Raw genomic sequence first — 22,587 nt, forward strand, 5'->3', positions numbered from 1 at the left:
CCAATAACAAAGCCCGCTTTATTCAAGCGGGCTTTTTCATTTTTTATTTGCTTGGATTGGTTAGTGTTGCATTAACACCATACGAGCATTCAATGGTTGGATAGGACGATTGTTTTTCCCCATCACTGTCGTAAACGCTTTAATCTGCTCAGGGGAAATGGTTTGTGCTTCTTTCATCACTAACCAACGTACCCCTTCAGAGCATGGTGGTGTCGTTAGTGAGCCATTAAAGCGATAATACGCTTTGTCTTTTGGAAGCAACGCATCCGCTTCAAATGGCAATTTAATCTCTACACCTTGATCTTTACTTGGTATGTTTGCTAGTAACTTCGCTAAATCTGGGTTCGCTTTTCCGGATTGAAAAAACACGGCCACAACCGCCAAATGGCCAGTTGTATCAGCATGCACAAAGTGCGCTTCTAATGGGTATTCTTTGCCATCCACATGGTTTTCTGACGGAGTATGGAAGTGGAACTGCTTTAACGTGAATGCATTGCCATCAATCAACAGTGTGTTGTCACCCTCTAGGCTGGTTTGCAGGGTGTGGCCGTTATTGAGCAATGAGATTGCTTTGCCATGGTAGTCGAACTGCAATTTGTCTAACTTCGCTTCTGCTGCGGAGACAATATTAATTGGGCTTTGGTTTTGACCTTTGGAACATTCAGACGCAAACTCGCCCCAATGCTCAGGCCCGTGACTCCCCTCGTAACCCCAGCTTGCTGCGTAAGCTGTTCCTGTAAATACCAACGCCAAACCTAGTGCTGCCAGTGACTTCTTCATAGTTTTCCTTAATTCCTTCAAGTTAAATGTTGTGAAAACAAAACTATACTAATCGCACAGAATTAAGCGGGAATAGAGTGAAAACTATGATTACAAAAGTTTTTTGGAATAGATGCCTCTAGTTATGCAATTGATATGATGCTCAAAATTGAACATCAACGATTATCGAGTCGGTATAAGTGCCAGCTGGTGGGGTGGTTTGGCTTGTTATTATCTCTGCGCGATAATTGAAGTTCTGCGGAGTGATGCCATCGGGAATGGTGTCACCCGTATCCACATCGCTCTGTTCACGACGTTCAGAACCAGTACCCCCCCACCGCTCCGTCGATGAGGATTTATAGATTTCATACTCCAAATAGTTACCGCCAGATGCCATGCGTCGTTGGCCTCCGAAGGCATTCACACCGTCGTTTAAACCAATGGTAAAAGCACTGTTCTTGGTACAGGTTAATGATATAACCTGACTGACAGGGTCAAAACCTGCCACCAATGGTGATGAACCAAAATTAATATCTGGCGCCGTGATCATACAATCGGGAGTGACTTCCAACTCTACCGTAATCAAGCTTTGTGCATTGCCTGTTTCTCGCCCAAGACATACGCCTCCAACTCCAATTCCTGAGCAATAATTCCAAATCCAAGACACCGTAATTTGGTCTCGATAAGTCCCTGCTGAGAGATTACTACCAGCTCCTGTCCGGGCATAAAGCGGAAATTCAGCTTGAGTGCCAAATAAACCTAGTAAATCGAGCAGCCCAATTTCAAAAAAATTGTAAGTTTGGCCAAAAATGTACTCTTGCGAAAGGCTTGGGTCTCCAAAAATCTGATAGCTAAGTTCCGAACTGATATCCGCCGCATTAAGCAACCGCCCATCGTTAGCGCTGTTAAACGTTGCAGACACATAATCGCCACTCAACAAAGAAACAAGTGTAGAAAAGTCACACGTTATCCCTGCGTGAGGCTGGGCTGAGCTCTGTTGCTGAATAGTTGAAACGGTAAACGAGGAAACGCTTCCAAATTGAATCAAAGGCGTCGGCGCAGTGAGCTCACAAGCCATGTTACCGGACGATATAAAAAGAAGAAAAAACCAAAGATAACGAGAATACCGACTCATAATTGTGCCTCTGTTTTTTGCTCTTTCGTGCAGACTTGTTTACCTAATGTCTGTATTTTCTCGCTCCGTGTTTGATAGAGTCCCGTTATAAATACTTTACATGGTGGAAAGCCTTCGGGGTAAAAGATAATGTACTCACCTACATTACGCCCCTCAAAATACGTTACTCCATCCCAACCAATTTGCCCAACCACTCCAGTATCTGATTGACCATAAGTTCCTAACGGCAAGTAGGCGTCATTTTCATCAACAACCTCCATACTTAACGCAACTTGCAAAGCTATTGGGAACTCGAGCAAATAGCCATACCCAGAATGTATCGACGCGTATTGTTCTGTTGTTGGGAAAAAAGCATTGGCAGGTAATCTAAGCGGATCAATTTCATATTTTGCGGTGTAATATGCCATTGCCCACGGTACAAGTAAGTAACCGTCATCATCAGTCAATCCAACGACTTGATTCTCATATTTGACGGGCACACCTTCAAAACCGCTAGTACTGACAACAGCGAAACTATCATACACATTATTTGCAGGGAATATTTCACCATCGAGTGACGCAACCGAACCCGACATTTCGGCAAAATAATCGTAATTACCACTCGTCCCGTTTAAGCCCGCTCGGAACTCCGCCCAAGAGGCTCGGTAAGTAACATCGGCCTGCTTTCTATTGTCAGGCTTTTCATTAATATCATGCGCTAAGTTGATTCCCCAACCACCTCGAATCGGCGCAAGTCGACTAACACTAGCACGGCCACTAAGATGACCATCGCTTTCACGCTTCATGGTTAATCCCGCGCTACCAGAGAAAGCGCTCAAAGGTAATGAGAATTGTGCTAACGTAACTGCCTCCCCACCTATGCTCCGATTAAACGACAATGACATGTTGATATCGAACGGAAGCGAGCGGCTGTAAGTTACATTAAGTATTCTCGATCGAGAGTCGGTTTGCTGAACATCAAAGTATCCCCCTGATAACGAACCCCACTCATTCAGCCGGGCGCCAACATTTATCTGAGAGACATGCCGAGACAAATTCTCTCGCTCGTTAGTGTTGTCACTTCTCAAGTTCTCTGGTGCTTGGGAAAGCGTGTAAAATCCCTCGCTCTCAACTTGGGTACGAGCGGAAAAGCTAAACATTCGAGATTGATAACTATAACCAACTGAATAGGAACTCGCTCTCTGCTCATAATTGCTAAACCTTACCGCCCCATCAATCGTTCCCATATTGAATAGGTTGGTAACAAAACCGACTCCCGCAACAATTAAGTCATCTTTCGCTTCGGTTTGTGCCTCCAACGTTAGCCAGTTTGTCATTCCGTGCCTCGCAGCTGCGACAACAGCACCATCGCCATAGTCATTTGAAGCGTTGCCATAGTTTCGGCGTAAAGCACCAAAACTAGCGTTGTAAGAGGTATAGTTAGCCTTCAGCAAGTTAGCTGAAAGGAAAAATGGACTGGTCATTGCAGTCCGCCTTCCCTGGGCATCCGTTGCAATCACTGTCGCTTCACCAGTTCCCGATACCATTGGAATATCATTGATAACAAACGGTCCCGACCCCACAAACATTGAATCGGTTTTTAATCCGTTTACAAATAAATCTAACGTCGTGGGAGCAGTTACTTCGCCATAAAATGCAGGTAAAGGTGCGGTAACCACATCTGGACGCATAGAGAAGTCATGTGAGAGTTGAATACCAGCCATTCGAACTGGTTGACTCCACGCAAGGGGCCTCACAATGTAATCCCCTACTTCAAAGCGCAATCGACGACTTTGATCAACATATTCGTACCTCGTGTCGAAGCGCGTATATTTATTACTTTGTTGCGCTTGAACGTCTCGATGAAGGTTAGATTTAAATATTCCCGTCGTAGAAAGTACGCCGAATTCGGAAAAGGCTCTCAATTCGTGGTTAATAGATACTTCTTTTTGACTACTCTCGTGATCATAAACACCAAACATACTGTAATTAAATAACCCACCAGTTCCGAATTTAGCAGGGGAAAAACGCCTCCTGTTCTGCGCAGAAAAGCGTTGCATCGGCAACCAATTCGGAGGCACTGTGATTGATAATTGCAGTGACGATTGCAAATAATCGACCTCTACACCCGATATTGATGTTATGTCTAACTTCTCTTGCGTCCCAGGTAATACATCCGCGACCACGCCAGCAGACAGTAAATCGTCTCTATACACGAAGTAACGCTCGCCTTTACGTTCAACATCCGCGATTAAACCAGTCGGTCGTTGATTAATGACTAGTTCTAACGACAAATGAATATTTTCAAAGTTCTCATAAGAAAAGTTTTCAGGACTAGGTAACTGCGATAAATGGGTCACTACGTTGTCGCACCAACCCACGCCAGGCGTCATACTGGTAAATAAACAAGATAGATATAAAATCTTATTCATTTTGTTCGAGTGGAATAACGTAACGCTTACCTTCAATATCCGCCTTTACTTTTATATTTTTCATATTGGAGTAAGAAATAGGCCACGTTTTATATTGCTCAGGTAATATATACCCTGCTAACCCTTTCGAAACGATAAAAGGCGATTGGTTTGGTGCGGTCACTGCTAGGTTGACTAATCTGACATAGTGATTACTGGTGTTTTCTATATGAATAAGGTCCTTATCTTTACTCTTTATAATCTTTGCCTGTAGTCCGTTCCAAACTTCATTTGTTCCTTGGGATTGTCTTTTCATCCCTTTACCGTACATAAACAATGGTATGGAATATCTCATTCTCACTTTTACTGCCAGATCATTTTCTTTATTTTCATCTTTAGGCCCTTTAGCTGGCGGGAGTTCGTCGATGATAATACGATATGCGTACTCTTTATTTGAAAGCGCCCCATCTTGATTTAATATACGAATAAGTTGCTTGGCACCAGGTGCAATTTTCACAAAAGGAGGCGTAGCTATCAGTTGTCGTTGCTGCGCATATGTATCCTGCCCATCCTTCTGTCCCCACTGAAAAATACGAACCTGCAAATAAAAATCTTCAGTGCCTTGATTAACCATCCAAATTGATGTCGCATTCGATTCAGAAGATATTTTAGGGTAAATAGGCCAAATAAGGAGAGAATTAGCATAGGCCTGTGAAGTTAACGTTGATAAGAAAATAATGATGAAAACCAGTCTTTTTATTATTAAATCCATTTAATTTCTCCGAAGGTTATCATTTCTTCGAAACAGCGCTTACCACTCAAGCGTTAAGGTAAGAGTATCTGTATAAATACCAGCGATTTCATTTCCATTTAATATCGCCTTTGCCCAAATTGGCACCTGAATGTTGTCAGGGTCTTCATTAGTTCCAACAGAATAGGGGGTATCAATGTCTAATACTTGAGAGTGTTCTGCATCTTCAAATAATAAATAATCCACCGTACTCGACTTTTCTGTGTGCTTCAGCTTGCGCACCCCTAGCGAAGCGTTCAAACCACCGTCAATCTTAATATTCATGGCTATGCCTGGAGTACAACTTAACGTAAGCCCACCGTTGTAGGTGATGCTGCCTTCTACTTCCGCAGCATAAATAGCTGAATGTTCACCAAAGTTTAACTCTCCTATTGTTCCAATTTGAGTGTTACTCTCTTCTGTCAGCGCACCATTGATCAGACATCCCGTATCAATGGTCGCTGACACTTGGAAAGTTTCACTCTGCGCTGCAAAAATAGGATAGGAAAAAGTGGCACAGGCGATGAATAAAAATACTTTGAGTAATATAGAGTTCACTTACCAACTCAGAGTTACGTTTAGTGTATCAACATAACTCCCTGCGACGCTGCTGGTACCGTATGCCGTGGCGTACAAATTAATGGTCTCTGAATCAACACCATTAAATGTAGAGAGTGCTATAGGGTTACTCGAGGTAAACTGGGTAGAACGATCTGAATCAGTGAAGAGAGTGTAATCCACAAACTCGGATCCGTTGGTCATTGCGTGATTACCTGTCGTCGAACTGGGATCGTTGGCACCACTGACTAAAGAGAAAGTAGGCGTGACTCCATTGCTGCAAAGTATTTCGATCCCCGTACCACCTTCCCCAGTCAAGACTGCGTCTTGCTCAGTAAAAATGGCCGGAACGTCACCAAAATTTAATGAGCCAAAACCAATATTACTGGAACCGTTCACCGCATTGTTGCCATTAATGACACAGCCTTCCACTAAATTGATCGAAACGTCTATCGTACCGCTAATTGTCTCTGCCCTCGTTTGTAAGCTCAACACTGTAAATAACAAGGGAATAATCAAACAAAAAATTTTCATATGAAGCTCCATTTCTATCTCTGTGAACTCTATACAGATGATTGTATTATTAGTTATAGCTCAACAAATAAAACAAAGTGCATATCAAGATTAAAAAGATAAAAAGAAGTCAGTTCATTGTAGTTGTCAAAAGAAAAGCAGAGCTTTACACCGAGATATTCTTTTAGGTTGGAATATAAAACCACCAATTAACCATATTAAATAAAAGGTCTTTGGTGTATTCTGCATACGTTGAAACACGAAGAAGGAAGTTTTTTCTGAATTAGACAGCTTTTAGAAACGAAAAGAGATAGGGTGTGAGCTAAATAATAAAAAATCTAAGCGTTTAAAAAATGAAAAAACGCCCCTTTCGGAGCGCTTTCTTATTTGAGCAGATTATTCCCAGTCAAGGATAACTTTGCCAGACATGCCTGAACGCATGACATCGAAGCCTTCTTGGAAGTCATCAATCTTGTAGTGGTGCGTAATAATTGGTGATAGATCCAGACCAGATTGAATCAGTGAAGCCATCTTGTACCATGTTTCGAACATTTCACGACCATAGATGCCTTTGATAACTAGGCCTTTGAAGATCACTTGGTTCCAGTCAATGCCCATATCTGATGGTGGAATACCGAGTAATGCAATACGGCCACCGTGGTTCATTGTGGTTAGCATTGAGTTGAATGCCGCTGGGTTACCAGACATTTCTAGGCCTACGTCAAAGCCTTCTGTCATGCCTAGTTCAGCCATTACGTCTTCTAGCTTCTCTTCAGCAACGTTTACTGCGCGTGTTACGCCCATCTTACGAGCAAGTTCTAAACGGTATTCGTTAACGTCTGTGATAACCACATGACGAGCGCCGACGTGTTTCGCAACTGCAGCTGCCATGATACCGATTGGGCCAGCACCAGTGATGAGCACGTCTTCACCAACTAGATCGAAAGAAAGCGCAGTGTGTACCGCGTTACCGAACGGGTCGAAGATCGATGCTAGATCGTCAGAAATCTCGTCAGGGATCTTAAACGCGTTAAATGCAGGAATCACTAGGTATTCTGCAAATGCGCCTTCACGATTTACACCCACACCGATCGTGTTGCGACACAAGTGAGTACGACCGCCACGACAGTTACGGCAGTGACCACAAGTGATGTGACCTTCACCAGATACGCGGTCACCGATTTCAAAGCCACGAACTTCCTGACCAATCGCAACCACTTCACCCACGTATTCGTGACCTACAACCATAGGCACTGGAATTGTCTTTTGTGACCATTCGTCCCAGTTGTAGATGTGTACGTCCGTACCACAGATAGCGGTTTTCTTAATTTTGATCAGAATGTCATTATGGCCAACTTCAGGTTTATCAACCTCAGTCATCCAGATGCCTTCTTCAGGCTTTAGCTTTGATAATGCTTTAATTTTCATAATGTAACCTTAATTAAAGGCCCTATTATCTAGGACCTAGAGTCTTAAATAAGACCCATGTCCTTACCAACTTCGATGAACGCATCAATTGCACGATCTAGCTGCTCACGAGAATGCGCTGCTGACATTTGAGTACGGATACGCGCTTGGCCTTTTGGTACCACAGGGAATGAGAAGCCGATTACGTAGATGCCTTTCTCTAGTGCTCGCTCAGCAAATTCTGCTGCCACTTTCGCATCACCTAGCATGATTGGAATGATCGCATGGTCAGCGCCGCCCATTGTGAAACCAGCAGCTTCCATACGTGCGCGGAAGTGTGCTGCGTTTTCCCATAGACGGTCACGTAGGTCACCGCTCTCTTCTAGTAGATCTAGAACTCGGATAGAAGCGCTTACGATTGCTGGTGCAACAGAGTTAGAGAATAGGTATGGACGAGAACGCTGACGTAGCCAGTCAATCACTTCCGCTTTACCAGACGTGTAACCGCCTGAAGCGCCACCCATTGCTTTACCTAGCGTACCTGTAATGATGTCGATGCGGTCAACCACGTTGTGGTATTCGTGCGTACCTGCACCCGTTTTACCCATGAAGCCAACCGCGTGAGAGTCATCAACCATGGTCAGTGCGCCGTATTTTTCAGCTAGGTCACAAATAGCCGGAAGGTTCGCCACTACGCCATCCATTGAGAACACACCGTCAGTAACGATAAGAATGTGGCGTGCGCCCGCTTCTTTCGCAGCAATCAGTTGTTGCTCTAGCTCTTCCATGTTGTTGTTTGAGTAACGGAAGCGCATTGCTTTACATAGACGAACACCGTCGATGATTGACGCGTGGTTTAGTGCGTCTGAAATAATTGCGTCTTCTTTACCGAGAATGGTTTCGAACAGACCTGCGTTTGCATCGAAGCAAGAGGTGTAAAGAATCGTATCTTCTTTACCTAGGAACTTAGACAACTTCTGCTCAAGCTCTTTGTGGATGTCTTGAGTACCACAGATGAAACGTACTGAAGCCATACCAAAGCCGTGCTCGTCCATGCCCGCTTTACCCGATTCAATTAGCGCAGGATGGTTAGCAAGACCAAGGTAGTTGTTTGCACAGAAGTTTAATACTTCTTCACCGGTAGAGATTTTAACAGCCGCTTGCTGCTGAGACGTGATTACGCGCTCTGATTTGTAAAGACCTTCAGCCTTCACTTCTTCAATTTGCTGCTGAATCTGTTGGTAGAATGCAGAAGACATTTGAAATTCCTTCCTGGTTATTTTGGCGAGTATTTACTCGTTTAGAATTAGGTTGAGCCTTTATGTGACGGGCATCACGGGCTATCACTCATCAATTAATTGTAGTGTAATTCAAGGAAGGAAGAAGGATTATCCCTTAAGGTGGAAAAGCATTAATGAATTCAAGGCACGAATTCAATTAATGCTTTCCTATAATATTGTAATAAAAGGAGTTATCGCCCAGTTGGTTGTTTAAGTAGTGCTTCAAAGTCTTTGGCTGGTAACGGGCGGCTATAGTGGAAACCTTGCCCGAACTCACAGTTTAAGTCTTTTAGATAATCGACATGACGCTGTTCTTCAATGCCTTCAGCAACAATCTTAAGGTTCAGCGCTTTCGCCATTGCAATGATCACGTTGACGAGCTCACGATCGGAGTCGTTTTCGAACATATTTTGCATAAAGCTGCGATCAATCTTAAGGCGATCGAACGGAAATTTCTGTAAGTAACTCAACGCAGAATAGCCAGTACCAAAGTCATCGATGGTAAGCTTAGTGCCTAACGCTCTTAAGTTATTGAGCATGTCTAATAGCTCTGAGTCGTGGTTAAAGAGAAGGCTCTCTGTCACTTCAATATCGAACTTATCTGATGGAAGACCAGACTCCTCAAGGCTGTTCTTAATAAACGCAAGTAAGCGATCACAATACCTAAATTGAACACTGGAGAAATTCACAGAAACAAACAGCGGCGTCAGATTTTGCCATTGCGCCGCTTGGCGGCACGCTTGCTGGATAGCGAATTCACCAATTTGATGAATCAAGCCATTTTTCTCAGCAATAGAGATAAACTCTTCAGGATTTACGAATCCGTACTTCTCATCATTCCAACGCATTAACGCTTCTGCGCCAACAATTTTACCACTGCTTAGCTCAATAATAGGTTGATAATACAACTCTAGTAATTGACTAGAGATGGCATTTCTTAGTCGATTTTCCAAATCCAAATAGCGTTGCAAGTCTTGGTTCATATTGTGGTTATAAAAACAGAAGGCATCGCGTCCATCTTGCTTCACGCGATACATCGCCATGTCAGCACAGGCGAGTAGCTGCTCGGCGTTATCTCCATCATCCGGAAATACGGACATTCCGACGCTGCTACTCAAGAAGAATTCATGGTTGTTCCATACAAATGGATCGTTAAACGCCGAAAGCACGCTTGAAGCAACGCGCTTCGCGGTGTCGTTGTCAGGCAAGTCAGGAATCACTAATAAAAACTCATCCCCACCAATTCTCGCCAGTAAGTCTGTTTTTCTCGCGACTTGATGCAGTCGTTGAGCACTAAGTTTAAGGATCTCGTCGCCAACAAAGTGACCCATTGAATCGTTAATCTGCTTAAAGTGGTCTAAATCAATAAACATGACCAATACTTTTGAACCACTACGTGACGCTCTAATCAACTCCAAAGCCAGTCTCTCAGAACCGTAGCTACGATTAGGCAAGTTAGTCAACGTATCGTATTTAGCTTGGAAGGCGAGTTCTTTTTCAGACGCTTTTCGGCGTTCAATTTCGTTAGTTAGTTTTCGGTTCTGTTGAGAAAGTATGTCTTTTCGCTTTTTCTCTTCTTCAAGTTTAATTTTCAATTCAATTCTATTATTGTTTGTGATGAACGCATAACACAGCGCAATAACAACCATAACAGCAAGAATACTCAAACCGAGAATGAAGATCCGTGATGTGAAAATATCTCGCTCACTCAAAGGCTCAAACCAAGCCATAAGTTTGAAGTGATGTTTTTCAACAGGCACTTCAAAATATATTTTTCCATCAACGGCTTCAGATATTAAATAATTCTCATCTTTATTATGAGAAGACGTTTTATTTATTGTATCCCATACGACCATCTCAACGTCTTTTATTTTGAGCACCAGCCGGCTATAACTGTCTTCGTGCTCTTGATTAGTGAGCTGATCAATAACAATGTTTTTATTGAGATCTGCAATTAGAAAGGCAACTGGCTTTCCAGAGAACTTAACTTGCTTAATGACTTGAATACGCACGTCGTCGTTATATCGAGTTGCACAAACCTCTTCGGGATGCCCATGTTGAGTCATTAAGGTTTGGATATCCATCTTATGCTCTATGTTGTCTTCAGAGCCCGTCGTGACAATCGTTGTGCCATCACTTCCTACCAGTGTGAGCTTTTTATAGATTTGGCTGCTATTAATTAACTTACCATCTATCTTTTCATCGAAACGACGCTTCAAGTTAATTAAACTCGCTCCTAATCCGTACTCCATTGACATGCCAGAGGCTAAATTAGCAAAGAAGGTTTGTACTGTTTTATCTGTAGATAAATTATCAACATCCTCACTGGCAATGGTAAATAAATTATCGAGTGTGCTTGCGTAGCTTTTTACTTTTAAACCGAGTTCCCTATGTTGGGATTCTTTTAATTTATTTTGCCCCAAACTTGTCACAACAATAAGCATAGCTAAATAAATAGAGACTAATATTGCGCTTATTGCAATAAATTTTTTACTGGATATTTTTTTAACGGCCTTTTTCATCGGGTTTTCTTACTATCTTCTATGAAGTAATCGTTATAAAAGTAGTAAATAGATGGATAGTATTTTTTTACTAATTTTTCGTAGGTTCCATCTTTCTTTATTGAATCTAAATAACGATCAAATGCTTTGCGTAATTCCGGCGAGTTTTTCCGGAATGCAACAGCCATTTTCTGATTTTCGGATACTGGACCAATGACTTTTATTTCACCTGGCCATTTTTCTAATGCAATTAACGTATCGGCGACGTCTAGTAATGTGCTTTCCGCATCATTTTTCATTATCGCTGGCACCATCTCATTAAGAAGACGAGCCCCATCAGGCAGTATGACTTTTGCGCCTGTGTCATATAAGTCATAAAGGTTAGGGTCCAAGCAAGAGTGCTCCAACGCTAACACTTCGCGACCATGAATAAGCTGCTTGACGGTTTTTACATCTTCATCAACCGAACCACTGGGTTTAATCGGACTCAGCGTGGAATCTGTTCTGGAAACTAACCAAACACCTGACGGGAAGTAATCTTGTGAAAAGTCTAAAACTTCAGAACGCCAGTCAAGAATGGTAACGCCATTTGCGATCAAGTCCCCCTCGATTGGAACACTTTCTCCCACGACGGCTTGCTTATTATGGTATTGAACATCTTGGCCCGTCAGCTTACCGACCATATCGCTCCACTGAGCTGGAACATATTGGTACTTAACGCCCAACGACTTGGCAAAGCCTTTTACTATCTCTACATCTAAGCCAGTCAAGGTTTCCACTTCACCTTGTTCAATATAAGAAACGAAGTTAGCGTACGGCACACCAATATGGCGCAACACTCCGCGATCACGGATCTGTTGTAAGTCGTCTGACCAAGCGGAAGAGGACATAACAGAGGCCGCCATAAGCGCCATCGCCGCTAAAGTTCTTTTGAATGTTTTGACTGACATAATAATATCCTTACCTTTCACAAAGCGCCCAATCATGGGCGCTTGAGTGATAAACAACGATGTTAGAACGACGAGTAATACAAATTCGTCATCGCCACCACGAGCCCTTCAACATCCTGCTCGTCATGGAACAAGTGCGTGGAGATACGGAGTGCGTAAGTATCAAAGTCATCATCTTTATGCAGCTTAAAGCTGGTTGTTCGAATGATGTAGCCATATTCTTCACGCAGACGATCTCTGAATTCAGTCAATATGTCTTCATTCGTCACATCAGAGAATGGGTTAACTGTGGTTAAGCCACTCGTTAAACCTTCCACGTTTGGTGAGTACATTTGGGCTTGTGGCAAGTACTCTTGAAGTAAGGTTTTACACAAACTACCAAGACTTAGAACACGTTCCTCAATGCGGTCACGGCCAATCTCATCCCACATTTTACAGCTATCAACTAACGCTTGTTTAGCAGGATAGTTGTCGTTCCCGATGTACTGCATCTGTAACTGCTTGCCTAAGTAATCCGCATGAGAAAGTGAAGAGTTGATCAACCACAACGGGTTATCACGATCACTCCAATACTCATTCAAGCGATTGGCGTTATCACGTACGTACAAAATACCGGTTGCGCCAGGACCACACTGCCATTTGTGGCCAGAACCTGCATAGAAATCACAATCCATATCATGGAAATCGAGGTCAAACATACCGACAGTATGCGCTCCATCTACAAGCGTAGGCACACCATATTCTTTCGCTAAAGCACAAATGGCTTTGGCTGGTAACGCCGTTCCCGTTTTATAGGTGATATGAGAGAACATGATGAGGCGAACGTTTTGATGCGCATCAAGCGCGTCACGGAAAGCTTGGATGTAATCTTGTTCAGAAACGTCTTCAGTACCGGTAAATACTGGTAGTTGAATTTCAACAACATCGACGCCAAAACGATGTTTTGCGACGTTCATCGGTGATGTTGCTGCCATATGCTCATGGTGCGTCGTTAGAATCACATCGCCTGGTTCAAAGTGTAAGCCGTTAATGATCGAACATAGACCATCAGTAGTATTGCGGCTGAGAATGATCTCTTCTGGGTTCGCACCAAAGCCAGGCGCTACTTCTTGAACCATCTCAGAGACATAAGGCCAAGAGCCAAATTTGCCCTTCATATCCCAAGGATATTTAGCCACCAACTTGTTGTTATGCTCGTAATCTTGAAGAACTTGTCTTGGCATAGAACCCGTTGTGCCAATGTTCATGTAAGTCGTACGTTTATCCAAAACGAACTGTCGTTGCACTTTACGCCAAAAGCGCTTATCGTGTTTTCTACCTAGCCCGCGGCTGCTCCAATCAATTTTCTGTTCTCGTGCTTGAACTGCGCCCGAGAAAGCGGAAGCACTCACACCAGCAACAACAGCTCCTGTTGCGCCTTTCAGAAAATTACGGCGGCTGCTATTAGTCTGAATAGATTCCTTGTCTTTCATCTTTTTCAATCCTTGTCGGAAATTAGCCATATTATTAATTTTAAGTGCGTAACTATCTGTTACTAAAACATTATTACCCATTAAAACCAGAGTTTAATTTTTTCCCCTGCCATTAAGTGACTTTAGTTCCAATTTTTTATCTTATTTGATGATATAAGCAACAGTTTGACCACAAACCTATAAACAACCATATTCACATTAAAATATTCATTAAATTGATTATTTTTTATAGAAGACAATTCCGACAACTTCTTTATAAAACAATTATGAGCTTTGTTATAAAGTCATTAAAAATTTAACTTTGCGTTAATTTAAAAATATTCAGGCTATTTTTTGATTGACGTCTATTCTTTTTATATCTGAACAATCTCAATATGTTAAGTCTTAATAATGGAGAACTGATTTCGCAGATAGATACCAGTTTAAGACCATAGAGTGAGACACATCACTCTCTGACATAAACCCACCGCTCAACAGACATAAGGAAGAGAAGTTTTCACTAATATGTGCTTTAGCGTACAACCAAAAAGAAGGAAGTCCCATGTTAAAAGGATTGCTATGCATTTCAGTTGCTGCCACTCTCGTAGCCGCTCCTAACGTACTTGCGCAGACTGTCGCGATGACCGATCTCAACAGCAAGAAGAGCGCTGGCACCATTGAGATTTCACAAAGTGACTATGGCGTGGTATTTATGCCTCAGTTATCAGGTTTGTCATCAGGGGTACACGGTTTCCATGTTCACACCAATCCATCGTGCGATAGCGCGGAGAAGAATGGCAAAACCGTCCTTGGCGGTGCAGCAGGTGGTCACTATGACCCCAGCAACACAGGGAAACATGGCTACCCTTGGACCGATGACAATCATTTAGGCGACCTGCCTCCACTCTACGTGGACATGGATGGCAATGCTAATCAGCCCGTTGTCGCGCCTCGCCTAAAATTATCAGATTTAAAAGGCCGAGCATTAATGATTCATGCTGGTGGTGACAATCATTCCGACCATCCTGCTAAATTAGGCGGCGGCGGTGCGCGCGTTGTATGTGGCGTTATTAAGTAGTCATTCGATAAGCCAAATTCGCGCTTCTCCTCAAGTAGCGAGAAGTGCGAATTTTTGTTGATACTCAGTGTCAGTCTCACACGTCTCTAAGTAGCTGTGGTGCAACATTAAAATTGACTGCACTATCTTTGTACCAATTCCTAATGCGCCACCGACGGCATCTTTATCAATTCGATTGACAAAAGTGAACAGGATTCGCGACTTATCCTCACTCAAATGCGCTCGACAATGCACTTCCGAGCCGATTGGGCTGTGGCGTAAGGCATTTTCAAGCAGGTTCAATACCAACCGCTCTAAGAGTCCTTTATCACCCACAGTTTGAATCTCGCTATCGATATCCACTTTCAACACCACTTCTTTGCGAGAAAACTGGCTCTGCATCGTTTCAGCACATTCTGCCATCAACGCGCCAAGATCCACGGGGCGGTACTCGTAGTTTGGCATTGGGGCTTCTTTACGGGCAGCGTCTAATAAAGAATGCAATTGAGTTGAGAGCTTCTCACAATTTCGGAACGCGACATCAATCAAAGGATCAGATTCCGGATGTTTCAAACGCCACGTTTCCAAATAACCAAGCACGCTCGATAACGGCGTTTTTAAATCATGACTGAGCTGCAACAAGCTCTGACGACGATGAGAAGACTGATACTCCAACTGTAAAAACTGCTGCTGAATGTGCTTCGCCATCATCTGATAAGAGTGCGCAATCGGCACGAGCTCCGGCACTTGGTGAGTAAAGTCAGGTTGCAGGTGAAAATCATGTTCGGCTTGCTGTTGAAGTTGCTTGGTCACACGCTCAATCGGGTTCAATAGGCTACGTTTCACCAGCACATAAGCCCCTAGAGCAAAGCCTAAAATGGACACTAAGACCAATCCTGCCAGCGCGATGTAAGGCGTATCGACTTGCGCATTGGCAATGGCGTCATGTCGGGTACTGCCAATCACCACATAAAGATAACCGACCGTAGAGCCTAATTCCTCTATCGCCGCAACAGAAAACACTTTGTGTTCACCGCGATTACGAGGATCTTCGCCTAAGATGGGAAGCGGTTCGTTGTTTAAGAATTGCTGAATGGGGTTCAGATCCACCGAGTCCATAAGCTTTGCCCCATCTGGCGCAGCATGGGTGGTGATATTGCCTTGGCTATCGAGGAAGTAGATTTCAAAATCAGGGCCGATCAACATGAGCGTATGAAAGATCGACTTAAGCGCTTTCGGGTTGTAATCCGTCCCGATCATCAGCGGATTATCGTCACGCATGTGGCTGGCTAGTTCTTTATGCAGGCTTTGCTTAGTGCGTAACTCAATGGTTTCTTTTTGCCAATTGTAAGTCAGTGCAATCACCACCGCCGCGAGGCAGAACCACAAGCTGGTAAATACCACTAAGCGAGATTTGAAGCTCATCCTATCGCCTCCTTAAACAGCGATGTTTTTGAAACAACCGTAATGATTGAACAATGATGGTGAAACAACTGCCGACTTACTGTCTTGCATTAGTGCCTTGGTTGAAACTTATACCCAACACCCCACACGGTTTGGATGAAGTGATGATCTGAATCAGACAAAGACAATTTGCTGCGTAAACGGTTAATGGTGCTACACACTGTGTGGTGATAACCAGAATGACTGGTGTTCCATACGTGATCGAGCAATTCATCTTTACTGTAGACTCTGCCCGGACGAGTCGCGAGAAACTGCAGCAAAGTAAACTCTGTCGCGGTAAGAGTGACATCCTTGTCGTTTAGGGATACTTGGTGCAACTCCGGAATGATTCTTAGCGGACCAAAGTCCATCGCTTCGTCGAGGACTTCATTTGCTACTTTGACTTCTGCGGTTTGGCTGACTCGGCGCAGCACGTTACGTACTCGCGCTTGGAACTCTAATACGCTAAATGGCTTAGTGATGTAGTCATCAACGCCCGCTTCTAAACCGTCAACCTTGTCCATTTCACCGTCTCTTGCTGTCAACATAAGCACTGGGCTCCAATCTTGTTGCTGACGCAAATAATGGCAGATATCTAGGCCATCACCACCTGGCAACCCTCGGTCAAGGATCAATAAATCAAAGGGGTGTTGCTGATATTGCGCTTTAGCATCGGCGACATTTGTGGCTCGCGACACTTGGTGTCCTTGAAACTTGAGATGCATCTGAACCAGTTCTGCCAAATCATCGTCATCTTCCACCAACAAGATGTTCGCGACTAAATTGATTGCCTGTTGTTCCATGGTCCTTTCCTTGCCTTCGAGTATCCTCACTTTGCACATGACCGGAACAAACTAACATTTCTTTCATATCACCAAGTGCTCCCTTACTGCTATATTCAGTGAGTATCACCTTAGGTAATGATGACGCCATGAGGGATAAAGCGCTCGGCTACAAGCGCTTTGGAAAGGAGACGTCATCGGAGCCTGTGTTACTCGACTCGGGTGATGGTGACTTTCGCACCTGGGTTCAAGAAACGATGGTTCGCAGAGAGTGCTGAGTTTGCCAATCCATCATCTTGGCTAACAACACCCGCATGGAATGCAACAACGTCATTGCTGTCATTACGTGCGGCATTGAAGCCCTCACCGCCACCTGCTGGGCCTGGAATGGTTGCGACAAGCTCATCGTTCAGTTCTGTGCCAGAATCCCAAACGTTCATGCTCATTTCATAGCTTTCACCCACTGCAAGCGATTTGAGCGATAGCCCCGTTTCTCCAACAAAGGCATCGTTGGTATTCACAAACATAGACGCCACAGACAAGTAACCGTAACGACGAGGGTCGACTGTGATGGTGACTTCGTCCGATGCACCCGGCAACACCAATCCATTACCTGAAATACCTTGGTAAACATTGTCATTGCTGTTCATCAACTCAATCAGCTCGGCGTTACTACCGCCTTCAGCAAGATGCTCAAGTTCAACAGATGCGGCTTGGCCAATTTCAAACAGTTGATAGTCGCCATTGTGAGTGAGAACCGCGAGCGGAGACATAGGTTGATTCGCAGTCAAGTTCGCAACGTTAATCGTGTAACGGTACGATTTCACTACGTCATTATCATCATCGCTTGGACAACCGGCGAGCAAGCCGACTGAAGCTGCTACTAGTAAGATTCTGTATTTCATACATCCCCCTTACTTCACAACGATTGTGATGGTTGCAACTGGGTTTAACCAACGATGGCTGCTGCTGTCTAGGTCACTGATGCCGCCGGTTGGATCACTATCACCAAGGTTACCCGGATGCACGTGGACTTTATCGTTAGTTACCGTTGCTTCAACGCCTGTGCCGCCAGTACCAAAGGTAATGAAAGGTGGGTTTGGCATGCTAGACGCAAGTTCATCGTTCGCTTCTGTACCGGCATCGTAACTTCTTAGCGTTGCTCGGTATGTACCCGTTTCCGTTGGAATCTTCCAGCTATCCAGACCGACGAAGCCATCGTTGGTTGGCAGCAACATCGCGCTCAGAGAAAGATATCCGTGGTCGCCACTGTCCAAGGTGAAGGTGGTTGCAACACCCGGATTCAAAATACCACCAGCAGGGTTCTCAACCACCGCACCACCAGCGTTACCAATCACACTAGCAAGCCCAGAGATATCACCGCCTTCTGCCATTGCTTCTAGTTCTGGCGTTGCTGCTTGACCCATTCTGAACATTTGAAGATCAGAGCCATGTGCGGCAACAATAAGTGGCGTAAAGTAGATGCCTTTGGTTGCGTTTGTCACGGTGATTTCCAATTCCGCCGCATTCACTGATGCAGAGCCTAATGCCATAGCGACTGAAGTCATGACGAGTCCGAGTTGGGTACGTTTTTTCATTGTGATTCCATCCTTTAATGAGGGTTGAACTACCCAAGCCCATGTGTACGGCTTTACTTCTTTGTTCGTGACTTGAGTAGGTTAAGCATTACGTTTCGAACGTTTTGCGTTCTTGCCTCTAAGAATGACGAGCAAATCTATCAGCAACTTCATCGAATTCTCATAAAATTCTCACAAGTTCTGTTCGAATTCTGTCAGCAGCACTTTTTTACTCTTAATCAGCTATTTACACTTCGCGCTTTCCCCTCCTACAATGCGGTATTCTCTGTTTAAATCACGATTCTCACCATGATTCATAACGTTCTGTCTGCCTACTATGGCGAAATCTACGGCATCGCTTTTTTCAACCACTACTTGAACCATTACGCCCAAAGTGAACAACAAACGCTGTGGCAAACCTTGATTGAAGTGGAAAAGCTCACCGCAGAAAAGCTCAAACCTGTACTGCTGACAAATGGCATGGATATCGAAAGTCGACACCAAGAGATGCTTGATAAAGGCTTGGCAGATGCAACCAAGTGGATTGGTTTGCCATGGCAAGAGTTGGTGGCGACTCTTCTGAAATGGGTAGAACCTTATGAGGTCAAGTATCGAGAGTGGCATGAAGAAGTGAAAGCTTCACAGCAGTATTCAATCGCTGAACGAGAAGCTATCGAGTTGATTGCAGACCACGAAACGGCCATTTATCACTGTTGGCAGCAATACCATACTGGTGAATCTGGCTTGCCTGCACTCAATGCATTTTTGGCAAAATATCGTTAAAGCGAGACGGTGACACTTGAACCTCGTGAAACCGTACCAGACAATATCGTTATTCCGCTGCGCAGAACTGAACAATTATGGTTAATCCAAAACTCATTGCCCTACTTCCTGATCTTGCTTCGTTTATCTTAGTGGTAAACGAGGGCAGTTTTACCGCTGCAGCCAAACAGCTTGGCGTGACGCCATCGGCTTTAAGTAAGTTGATCACACGGTTAGAACAAGCCCTCTCAGTGAAACTGTTCGAGCGAACGACTCGCAAGTTGATCATCACTCAAGCGGGGCAAAAGGTTTACGACCAAAGCATCGCCATGGTGAATGCGGCGCAGCAAGCGGTTGAATTATCGGCTGAAGATCATGCCGAGCCCACGGGTGCACTCACAGTGGCTGCACCCGAAGCGTTTCTTAACTCGGTGCTTCAACCATTTGTGTTGCCATTCCTAGATCGCTACCCAAACATTCAGCTCAAGCTACGTGCTGCTGATGGTGAGATTGATCTTTTTCGCCAAGGTATCGACGTAGCATTTAAGCTCACCGACAAACCCGATGAGAATCTGGTACTCAAAGAGATCAGCAAGACCAATCTTGTTTTGTGTGCTTCTCCAGATTACCTCGCCAAGCACGGTATGCCAGCGCACCCAACCGAGCTTGAGCAGCACGACTGCATTTACCTTGCCGAGAACGACAAAGACAACATCTGGTCGTTCTTTAAAGAGGAAGCTTTCCACTCCATTGCAGTAAGTGGACGTTATGCCGTCAACCATTCACAAATGCGCTTAAATGGCGTTAAGTCTGGCTTGGGAATTGGGATCTTCCATGACTTCGTGATCAAAGACGCGTTAGAGCAAGGGGAAGTGGTGGAGGTGCTACCGGATTGGATGATAAAGAGTAACTATCACGGCGCTATCGCGATGCAGTATGCGCAAACCAAATACATGCCTGCTCGTCTGCGCGTGTTTATCGACTTCGTTAAGGAGCATTTAGTCTCCGAGGACACTAACCATGTTTAATGCCATTCATCACGTCGCGATCATTTGCAGTGATTATCCAAGGTCAAAACGCTTTTACACCGAATTGTTAGGGCTAAAAGTCATTGCTGAAAATTATCGTGAAGCCAGAGACTCGTACAAACTTGACCTTGCTCTGCCTGACGGTAGCCAAGTTGAACTATTTAACTTTCCGGACGCACCAGAGAGACCGAGCTTTCCTGAAGCTCAGGGGTTACGCCACCTTGCTTTTCAAGTGGATGATGTCGAGCATGTTAAAGAATATTTAGAGGCGAGAGAAATTGAGGTAGAGCCCATTCGCATCGATGAATTTACAGGCAAAGCGTTTACCTTTTTCAAAGATCCAGATGGCTTGCCGCTAGAAGTTTATCAACGCTAACTTTGGTGGGGCACGAGGAACTGGCGTTTCAAATCGTACACTTAGAGCCAAAAAAGTGTAGCTTTCAGAAATGACCAAGCTCAGTTGTGGAAGTATTGGTGTAGTTGGAAGTGAATCATGATGAAAGGTCGAGAAGTGGCTAAAAGGACAAGGTTTGCCTTTATGGCTGACGGCATTGTCACTTTCTTCGATTTGAACCAATTCAAAACCGTTAAGCGTACATAGCGTCGCCCACACACCCATGCTGTTACCATGAGCATTGATAACAGGCATCAGGGTCACTAGCACCCAACTTAGAGCACTAGCAAATAGCATGGAGCGATAAAAAGGAATTAATCTAAGCATAACGGTGACTTAACAAATTTAATTCAGCGTAACTAATTCTGAGTGCTAGCTCAAAAACAGGATCAATAAGTGGTTGCCACCTCACAGCTTTTCTTCAATAACGCAATTGACAGACACAAAAAAGCCCACCAAAACGGCAGGCTATTTTCATATTCTATTGTCAGCTTTTATCGCGATTAGCCGAACAGCTTACTCCAAATACTTGGGTTACGCTTGTCGTGGTATTCTTCACGTAGGCTATCAATTTCACGTAATTGTGCTTTCGCGTCTTGCAGGTTACCAGCGTCTAAGTCTGCTTCAATCTTGTCTAACGTTACCGTTAGTTTATTAAAACCTTCTAAGTAGGTATCGAATTTCTCTGGTGGATAGTTACCGCGCTTAGATTGCTCGACGATTGCTTGCAAGCTATCAATTGCAGACTTCATGGTTTCAACATCCGACGCTTCTGCCGCCTGTTTGAATTCCATCTTCATCTGCTTCATGTTTTGTTTTAAATCAACCGCTTCCGCCATTGCGTATGTTGAGCCAAACGCAATCGCACACCCTAGGACTAAAGGACGTAACATTTTCACTTCTCCATTTATAGTGCCGAATTCTGTGTCGGCTTTATTTACCCAAATAACCCACGCCATAAAAGGCGACAAACTAGCTTAGTTGAGTATTTCCGGCTCGCAGTGTAAAGCAATCTTACGCCAGGTGCATACCTAAAATGTAATCAAGTTTATGCGTTGCGAATGTCGTCATACTCTGGAATTGGCTTACGGCCTCTCAGAGCCAAGAAAGACAAAAACTGCTGAGCGGTGTGAGTAATCACTTTTTTGCTATCGATACCCACTTTATCCATTAGCTCTCCAACCAAATCCAGATTACCAACATCATGACAGAAATGCGCATCACTTCCTGTTGTGAAGAAGACACCGAGATCTTTACCGATTTGTGCAATCTCGTGGCAACGGTCTACGCTACCCACTCGGCTATTCCCTTTTAGCGTGGTGTTATTGATTTCAATCGCAACATTATACTCTTTCGCGCACGCTAAAACGGCCTGAAAATCAAAGTCGAAATTTGGATTCCCAAGATGGCCAAGCGCATCAATACGACCGTTTTGAATCACATTAATGAGTGCTTCCGTATTAGTTTCTTTGTTTGCAGGACGAAAAACAGGTTCATGGAAACTTGCAATAACCCAATCTAGGTTACGATCGACACTCAGCGGAATATCGATGTCGCCTTCGGTATTAAGAATGTTGGATTCCACACCCCGAATGATCGCGATACCGTCTAAAAATCGAGGCAGGATTTTTTGGTTGGAGAAAAACCAGTAATGCGGCGCGCCCGGCATTGATTCTGCGTGATCGGTCGTACAGAACATATCCAAGCCGTTCTCTTTCGCCAATTTTGCATTTTCAATCAAGGTGCTGTACGCATGACCACTGGCGTACGTATGTGTATGGGTATCAACTTTAAATTCCATCATCCACTC

General features: G+C 44.1%; 22 protein-coding genes. 4 read left to right on the forward strand and 18 right to left on the reverse strand.

The annotated features are described in order from the left end of the window. Window positions 1-60: 60 nt before the first annotated feature. From OO778_RS19555 to OO778_RS19605, 11 genes are all read right to left on the reverse strand, one after another. On the reverse strand, window positions 61-780 hold the full coding sequence (locus OO778_RS19555; RefSeq protein WP_048625383.1) for a carbonic anhydrase: 720 nt from the start codon (window positions 778-780) through the stop codon (window positions 61-63). A gap of 142 nt (window positions 781-922) precedes the next feature. Then, window positions 923-1,894 carry a spore coat U domain-containing protein gene (locus OO778_RS19560; RefSeq protein ID WP_074190397.1) on the reverse strand — a complete coding sequence of 324 codons (972 nt, stop codon included), beginning with the start codon at window positions 1,892-1,894 and terminating at the stop codon, window positions 923-925. Then, window positions 1,891-4,266 (reverse strand): fimbria/pilus outer membrane usher protein, encoded by a 2,376-nt coding sequence (locus OO778_RS19565; RefSeq protein WP_207545965.1) that lies wholly within the window; start codon window positions 4,264-4,266, stop codon window positions 1,891-1,893. The genes OO778_RS19560 and OO778_RS19565 overlap by 4 nt, the downstream gene beginning before the upstream one ends. A gap of 31 nt (window positions 4,267-4,297) precedes the next feature. Beyond that, complete coding sequence (locus tag OO778_RS19570; protein ID WP_074190395.1) at window positions 4,298-5,056, reverse strand: molecular chaperone; 759 nt, start codon at window positions 5,054-5,056, stop codon at window positions 4,298-4,300. Window positions 5,057-5,095: 39 nt separating this feature from the next. Beyond that, a complete protein-coding gene (locus OO778_RS19575; RefSeq protein ID WP_242657413.1) occupies window positions 5,096-5,632 on the reverse strand; it encodes a spore coat U domain-containing protein in 537 nt (178 codons plus the stop codon). Continuing rightward, on the reverse strand, window positions 5,633-6,166 hold the full coding sequence (locus tag OO778_RS19580; RefSeq protein ID WP_242657412.1) for a spore coat protein U domain-containing protein: 534 nt from the start codon (window positions 6,164-6,166) through the stop codon (window positions 5,633-5,635). It abuts the gene before it with no gap. Window positions 6,167-6,541: 375 nt separating this feature from the next. Further along, window positions 6,542-7,573 carry an L-threonine 3-dehydrogenase gene (gene tdh, locus OO778_RS19585; RefSeq protein ID WP_005394871.1) on the reverse strand — a complete coding sequence of 344 codons (1,032 nt, stop codon included), beginning with the start codon at window positions 7,571-7,573 and terminating at the stop codon, window positions 6,542-6,544. A 44-nt stretch (window positions 7,574-7,617) separates the two neighbouring features. Beyond that, window positions 7,618-8,811: a glycine C-acetyltransferase gene (locus OO778_RS19590; RefSeq protein WP_074190393.1), complete on the reverse strand. Its 1,194-nt coding sequence runs from the start codon at window positions 8,809-8,811 to the stop codon at window positions 7,618-7,620. A 212-nt stretch (window positions 8,812-9,023) separates the two neighbouring features. Beyond that, entirely contained in the window at window positions 9,024-11,354 is a 2,331-nt protein-coding gene (locus OO778_RS19595) for a bifunctional diguanylate cyclase/phosphodiesterase (RefSeq protein WP_074190392.1), read from the reverse strand. Continuing rightward, on the reverse strand, window positions 11,351-12,283 hold the full coding sequence (locus OO778_RS19600) for a transporter substrate-binding domain-containing protein (protein WP_005394865.1): 933 nt from the start codon (window positions 12,281-12,283) through the stop codon (window positions 11,351-11,353). Before OO778_RS19600 ends, OO778_RS19595 begins: the two co-directional genes overlap by 4 nt. Window positions 12,284-12,345: 62 nt before the next feature. Continuing rightward, complete coding sequence (locus tag OO778_RS19605) at window positions 12,346-13,755, reverse strand: aminotransferase class V-fold PLP-dependent enzyme (protein WP_074190391.1); 1,410 nt, start codon at window positions 13,753-13,755, stop codon at window positions 12,346-12,348. 541 nt (window positions 13,756-14,296) lie between these two features. On the opposite strand from OO778_RS19605, the gene OO778_RS19610 reads away from it, so the two are divergent. After that, entirely contained in the window at window positions 14,297-14,812 is a 516-nt protein-coding gene (locus OO778_RS19610) for a superoxide dismutase family protein (RefSeq protein ID WP_005394862.1), read from the forward strand. Window positions 14,813-14,842: 30 nt separating this feature from the next. Here OO778_RS19610 and OO778_RS19615 read toward each other — a convergent pair whose 3' ends face one another. The 4 genes from OO778_RS19615 to OO778_RS19630 form a co-directional block, all read right to left on the reverse strand. Further along, window positions 14,843-16,216 carry a HAMP domain-containing sensor histidine kinase gene (locus tag OO778_RS19615; protein WP_074190389.1) on the reverse strand — a complete coding sequence of 458 codons (1,374 nt, stop codon included), beginning with the start codon at window positions 16,214-16,216 and terminating at the stop codon, window positions 14,843-14,845. An 89-nt stretch (window positions 16,217-16,305) separates the two neighbouring features. Next, window positions 16,306-17,037: a response regulator transcription factor gene (locus tag OO778_RS19620; RefSeq protein WP_005394859.1), complete on the reverse strand. Its 732-nt coding sequence runs from the start codon at window positions 17,035-17,037 to the stop codon at window positions 16,306-16,308. Between the two features lie 188 nt (window positions 17,038-17,225). Then, window positions 17,226-17,921 (reverse strand): spondin domain-containing protein, encoded by a 696-nt coding sequence (locus OO778_RS19625; protein ID WP_074190388.1) that lies wholly within the window; start codon window positions 17,919-17,921, stop codon window positions 17,226-17,228. A 9-nt stretch (window positions 17,922-17,930) separates the two neighbouring features. After that, window positions 17,931-18,614, reverse strand: coding sequence for a spondin domain-containing protein (locus OO778_RS19630; RefSeq protein ID WP_074190387.1), 684 nt, complete (start codon window positions 18,612-18,614; stop codon window positions 17,931-17,933). Between the two features lie 288 nt (window positions 18,615-18,902). Here OO778_RS19630 and OO778_RS19635 point away from each other — a divergent pair, with 288 nt between their 5' ends. The 3 genes from OO778_RS19635 to OO778_RS19645 all read left to right on the forward strand — a co-directional run bounded on the left by OO778_RS19635 (window position 18,903) and on the right by OO778_RS19645 (window position 20,759). Beyond that, entirely contained in the window at window positions 18,903-19,376 is a 474-nt protein-coding gene (locus OO778_RS19635) for a hypothetical protein (RefSeq protein ID WP_074190386.1), read from the forward strand. A gap of 77 nt (window positions 19,377-19,453) precedes the next feature. Beyond that, window positions 19,454-20,383, forward strand: a complete 930-nt coding sequence (locus OO778_RS19640; RefSeq protein ID WP_074190385.1) for a LysR family transcriptional regulator — start codon at window positions 19,454-19,456, stop codon at window positions 20,381-20,383. Further along, a complete protein-coding gene (locus OO778_RS19645) occupies window positions 20,376-20,759 on the forward strand; it encodes a VOC family protein (RefSeq protein WP_264912574.1) in 384 nt (127 codons plus the stop codon). Before OO778_RS19640 ends, OO778_RS19645 begins: the two co-directional genes overlap by 8 nt. Here the strand turns inward: OO778_RS19645 and OO778_RS19650 are convergent. The 3 genes from OO778_RS19650 to OO778_RS19660 form a co-directional block, all read right to left on the reverse strand. Further along, window positions 20,739-21,104: a hypothetical protein gene (locus OO778_RS19650; protein WP_074190383.1), complete on the reverse strand. Its 366-nt coding sequence runs from the start codon at window positions 21,102-21,104 to the stop codon at window positions 20,739-20,741. The two genes, OO778_RS19645 and OO778_RS19650, sit on opposite strands and share 21 nt — an antisense overlap. Window positions 21,105-21,280: 176 nt before the next feature. Continuing rightward, window positions 21,281-21,670, reverse strand: coding sequence for a cytochrome b562 (locus OO778_RS19655; RefSeq protein WP_005394852.1), 390 nt, complete (start codon window positions 21,668-21,670; stop codon window positions 21,281-21,283). Between the two features lie 155 nt (window positions 21,671-21,825). Continuing rightward, on the reverse strand, window positions 21,826-22,578 hold the full coding sequence (locus OO778_RS19660) for a phosphatase (RefSeq protein ID WP_264912805.1): 753 nt from the start codon (window positions 22,576-22,578) through the stop codon (window positions 21,826-21,828). Window positions 22,579-22,587: the final 9 nt, after the last annotated feature.

Origin of the sequence: Vibrio sp. STUT-A16 (assembly GCF_026000495.1) — a bacterium.
Lineage (GTDB): Bacteria > Pseudomonadota > Gammaproteobacteria > Enterobacterales > Vibrionaceae > Vibrio > Vibrio diabolicus.